The organism is Oceanicella actignis (assembly GCF_008124525.1).
GTDB classification, from domain to species: domain Bacteria; phylum Pseudomonadota; class Alphaproteobacteria; order Rhodobacterales; family Rhodobacteraceae; genus Oceanicella; species Oceanicella actignis.
Map to the genome: position 1 here is coordinate 1 of NZ_VNHJ01000024.1, position 3,744 is coordinate 3,744.

Annotated in this window: 2 protein-coding genes and 1 pseudogene; 1 reads left to right on the plus strand and 2 read right to left on the minus strand. The window is 62.4% G+C overall.

Translation table 11 applies throughout. The features are described 5' to 3' along the window. Nucleotides 1-95 precede the first annotated feature (95 nt). Nucleotides 96-905: pseudogene (locus LY05_RS14885) on the minus strand (helix-turn-helix domain-containing protein); the annotation flags it as partial. 103 nt (nt 906-1,008) lie between these two features. Next, entirely contained in the window at nt 1,009-2,220 is a 1,212-nt protein-coding gene (locus LY05_RS14890) for a toll/interleukin-1 receptor domain-containing protein (RefSeq protein WP_148923694.1), read from the minus strand. A 98-nt stretch (nt 2,221-2,318) separates the two neighbouring features. On the opposite strand from LY05_RS14890, the gene LY05_RS14895 reads away from it, so the two are divergent. Continuing rightward, entirely contained in the window at nt 2,319-3,716 is a 1,398-nt protein-coding gene (locus tag LY05_RS14895; protein ID WP_148923695.1) for a DEAD/DEAH box helicase, read from the plus strand. Nucleotides 3,717-3,744: the final 28 nt, after the last annotated feature.

Genomic DNA, 3,744 nt, shown 5'->3' on the forward strand with positions numbered 1-3,744 from the left:
CCATGCCGAACCTCCATCTCAGGTTCGGGGCATTGATTCAGAGATCGGTCGCCGTGGGAATCCTCTTCGTGAGTCAGGAACCGCGCACGTTGGTAGTAGAGCTCGTAGGGGTGGTTCTCGGTGCCGCAGAACTCCCGGCCGTTGTCGGTGAGGATCGCCTTCACCGGCAGGTCGAGCCTGCGGTAGAAGGGCAGCACGTCGTTGTGCAGCACCGCCACCGCCGCCTCAGGCTGCTTGGAGACGTGCAGGAATCCGAAGGCGTAGCTGCCATAGGTGTCGACCACCGCGTGCAGGTAGACCTTGCCCACGCCTTTCAGCGTGCCGACGAAGAAGGTGTCGGCCGACAGGAGCTCCCCCGGAGCGCCTGATTCAACGTGCCTTTCGCGGAAGCAGGGGTTCTGCTTCTCGAGGAACGCCACCTGTTCGGCGCTGAGCTCGATGGCCCGCTCGGCGTGCTTGGCCTCCAGCGCCAGCCAGCGGTCATAGCGCGTGCCCAGGCCGTTCTCGTTGAGGATCTTCTGGATGGTGATGGACGAGACGCGGATACCCTCCAGCGCCAGCATCGCCTCGAAGCGGTTGCAGCCATAGGCGGGGTGATCGAGCGCCAGTGCCTTGATCTTCTCCACCACCTCCGGCGGGGTGGTCTGCGGGTGGCTCTTGTGGATCGGCGCCAGGTCCTTGAGCCCCTCGAAGCCGTGCGTCTGGAACCGCCGCCGCCATTCGTAGAAGCTGGTGCGGTCCATGCCCCGCCGCCGGCACGCCTCGTTCGCCGGGCAATCGATTCACTGGATCGATTGCTGTTCCGGCTCACCATTGCCAAGCTCCAGCACGCTCAGCCGCTGCTCCGCCACCTTCGTCGCCGCATCCCGCGACCCACGCTTCTTCGCTGTCGATGATTGTCCCATGGAACGGTCCTCCTTTCCCTGTATCGCACGGAAAGACGCTTAAGTGAACACATCGGGCTGACACTCGCGGCAACGAGCCGGCTGAGTTCGACATTCGGACCAACTATTGTCGGCCCTTTAAGAAACGGCGCAGTTGATCCGTCCTGCCGACGATTCGATGCAGCTCGAATTCCGGATGGCCGAATACCTTGAAGTCAACGAGGAGCCCACGCTCGAGCAGGTAATTGGCGGCGGGATTGAGGCGGCGCGGCTCCCATTCGTAGAGTTCAGCAATCGCTTTGCTTTCCGCCGGTAAATCCGGGTCGTTCATTATGTCGGCGGCCAGTTTGAGTGCATCGTCTCGAGGATCCCAAGGCTTCCAGAAACGATCAAACTCTGTGAATAGCGAAGCTTTGACCAGAGCATGTATCTGAGCGTCCTTGAAGAAGGCGGATAGTTCGAAAAGCGCGTCCTTCGTATCGTCAATGGTTAGCCCGGTTTTTTCCGCTAGCGGCTCCACGTCGATGCTCGGATCGCCGAGGCGACCGTACTTCGTGTTCTCCACGAAGTAGCGTGCGATGGTGTTTGCCGCCGCCGAGTAGCCCGTTTGCGTTCCCGCCTCCGCCGCCTGCGCATGCGGACGCGGCCCGAGCGTCGGCTTGCGGCTGATCCCATGTATGTCGTTGATCAGTTGAGCGATATCTTCATCGGTATTGATTTCTGGCGCATGCATGCCTGAAAGAAGGAGTGGCAAATCCTTTGGCGGCAGCTTGTGGCGCACCGGCAGAAAGCGGCACTTGTTGCTCAGCTTCCGCACGAGTCCCGCATCCATCTCCTGATTGACCCAAGGCTTGCCGACCGATTGAGGGGTCAGCAAGACTAGAAAATGCGTACAGCCGCCAAGGCCCTCGTCGATTTTCTGGCGCAGGCTATCACCGGCTGAAATGCACCATCTGTCCCACCATGTATCGATGCCGTTCGATTGCAACTTCGCGGCGATTCGTTTGGCAAGCTCTGCATCATCAGATGTGTAGGACAGAAAAACGCGCGGCGTTTCTTCCTGTATTTCCTCTTCCTTCATCAATTCCTCGTCTTCAATGCCCATACGTTTGCGGACAAGCGCGATCAGCTCTGGCGATCCTTCCACATGCATCTGAAGGCTATCAAGGTTATCGCCACGCATAACCACGGTCGGGAATGCGCCGGTTTCCGGGTCGCGGATCGATCCGATCTTTTCCCTGACCTGCGCTTCCAGGCTCTGGAGGACTGCTTGCTTGATAGCGTCCCCGACGTCGCCGGGCCTAACCCTCTTTCCGTTAATCTCAAAGTGTATCATTTGCGCACACTCGTGGGTTTCTAGACTGCTGCATATAATGCCACAGGAGAGGCGCACCACAAAATATGGGCTTCGCTGCATTCGGTGGGGGCCGCCGCATGCTGACCTTGCGCCCCTACCAGCAGGCGGCGATCGCCTCGATCTACAGCTATTTCGAGAAGGAGAGCGGCAACCCGCTCGTCGTGATCCCCACCGCCGGCGGCAAGAGCCTCGTCATGGCCGCCTTCATCGAGGGCGTGCTCAAGGCCTGGCCGGATCAGCGCGTGCTCGTCGTCACCCATGTCCGCGAGCTGATCGCGCAGAACCATGCCGAGATGCTGGGGCTCTGGCCCGAGGCGCCGGCGGGCATCTACTCGGCCGGGCTCGGCCGCCGCGATGCGCGGGCGCGGATCCTCTTCGCCGGCATCCAGTCGATCCACGACAAGGCGACGCGCATCGGCCATGCCGACCTGGTGCTGATCGACGAGGCCCATCTGATTCCGGGCCGGTCGAACACCATGTATCGCCGCTTCCTCAACGATTTGCAGGCAATCAACCCTTCGCTGAAGGCGATCGGGCTGACGGCGACGCCCTACAGGCTTGACAGCGGCATGCTGCACGAGGGCGAGAACGCGCTCTTCACCGACATCGCCTACGAGGTGTCGGTCCGCGACCTGATCGATCAGGGTTATCTCTCCCCGCTCATCTCCAAGCAGACCAAGACCCGGCTCGACGTGACGGGCGTAGGATCGCGCGGCGGCGAGTTCATCGCGCGCGATCTCGAGGACGCGGTCGACCAGGATGCCATCACGCGCGCGGCCGTGGCCGAGGTGATCGCCCATGGTGAGACGCGCCGGTCCTGGCTCGCCTTCTGCTCGGGCGTGCGCCACGCCACCCATGTCGCCGAGGAGTTCCGCCGCCGCGGGATCAGCTGCGCCACCATCTTCGGCAAGACGCCGAAGGACGAGCGCGATCGGATCATCGCCGCCTTCAAGCGCGGCGAGATCAGGGCGCTGGCCTCGATGGGCGTGCTGACGACGGGCTTCAACGCGCCGGCCGTGGACCTGATCGCCATGCTGCGGCCCACCAAGTCGGCCGGGCTCTACGTCCAGATGGCCGGTCGGGGCACACGGCTCGCCGAGGGCAAGGAGAACTGCCTCGTTCTCGATTTCGCGGGGAATGTCCGCTGGCATGGCCCCATCGATCTGGTGCGCCCCAAACGGCCGGGCGGTCCGGGCGACGGGCCGCCGCCCACCAAGATCTGCCCGAAATGCGGGACCATCGTGGCTGCGGCGGCTCTGGAATGCCCTGGTTGCGGCTTCGAGTTCCCCGGCCGCGAGGTGAAGCTCGAGCCGACCGCCTCGACGCTGGAGGTGCTGTCGAGGGCCAAGCCGCAATGGGTCGCCGTCACGGACGTGACCTACAGCCGCCACGAGAAGCGCGGCGGGCTAGACTGTCAGATATTTTGTGCTCTGACGTCATTTGTCAGGCCATTGGAAAGCGGTCTTCGAACATGATGGCGAACTGAGATCTGACAGCGTGCCA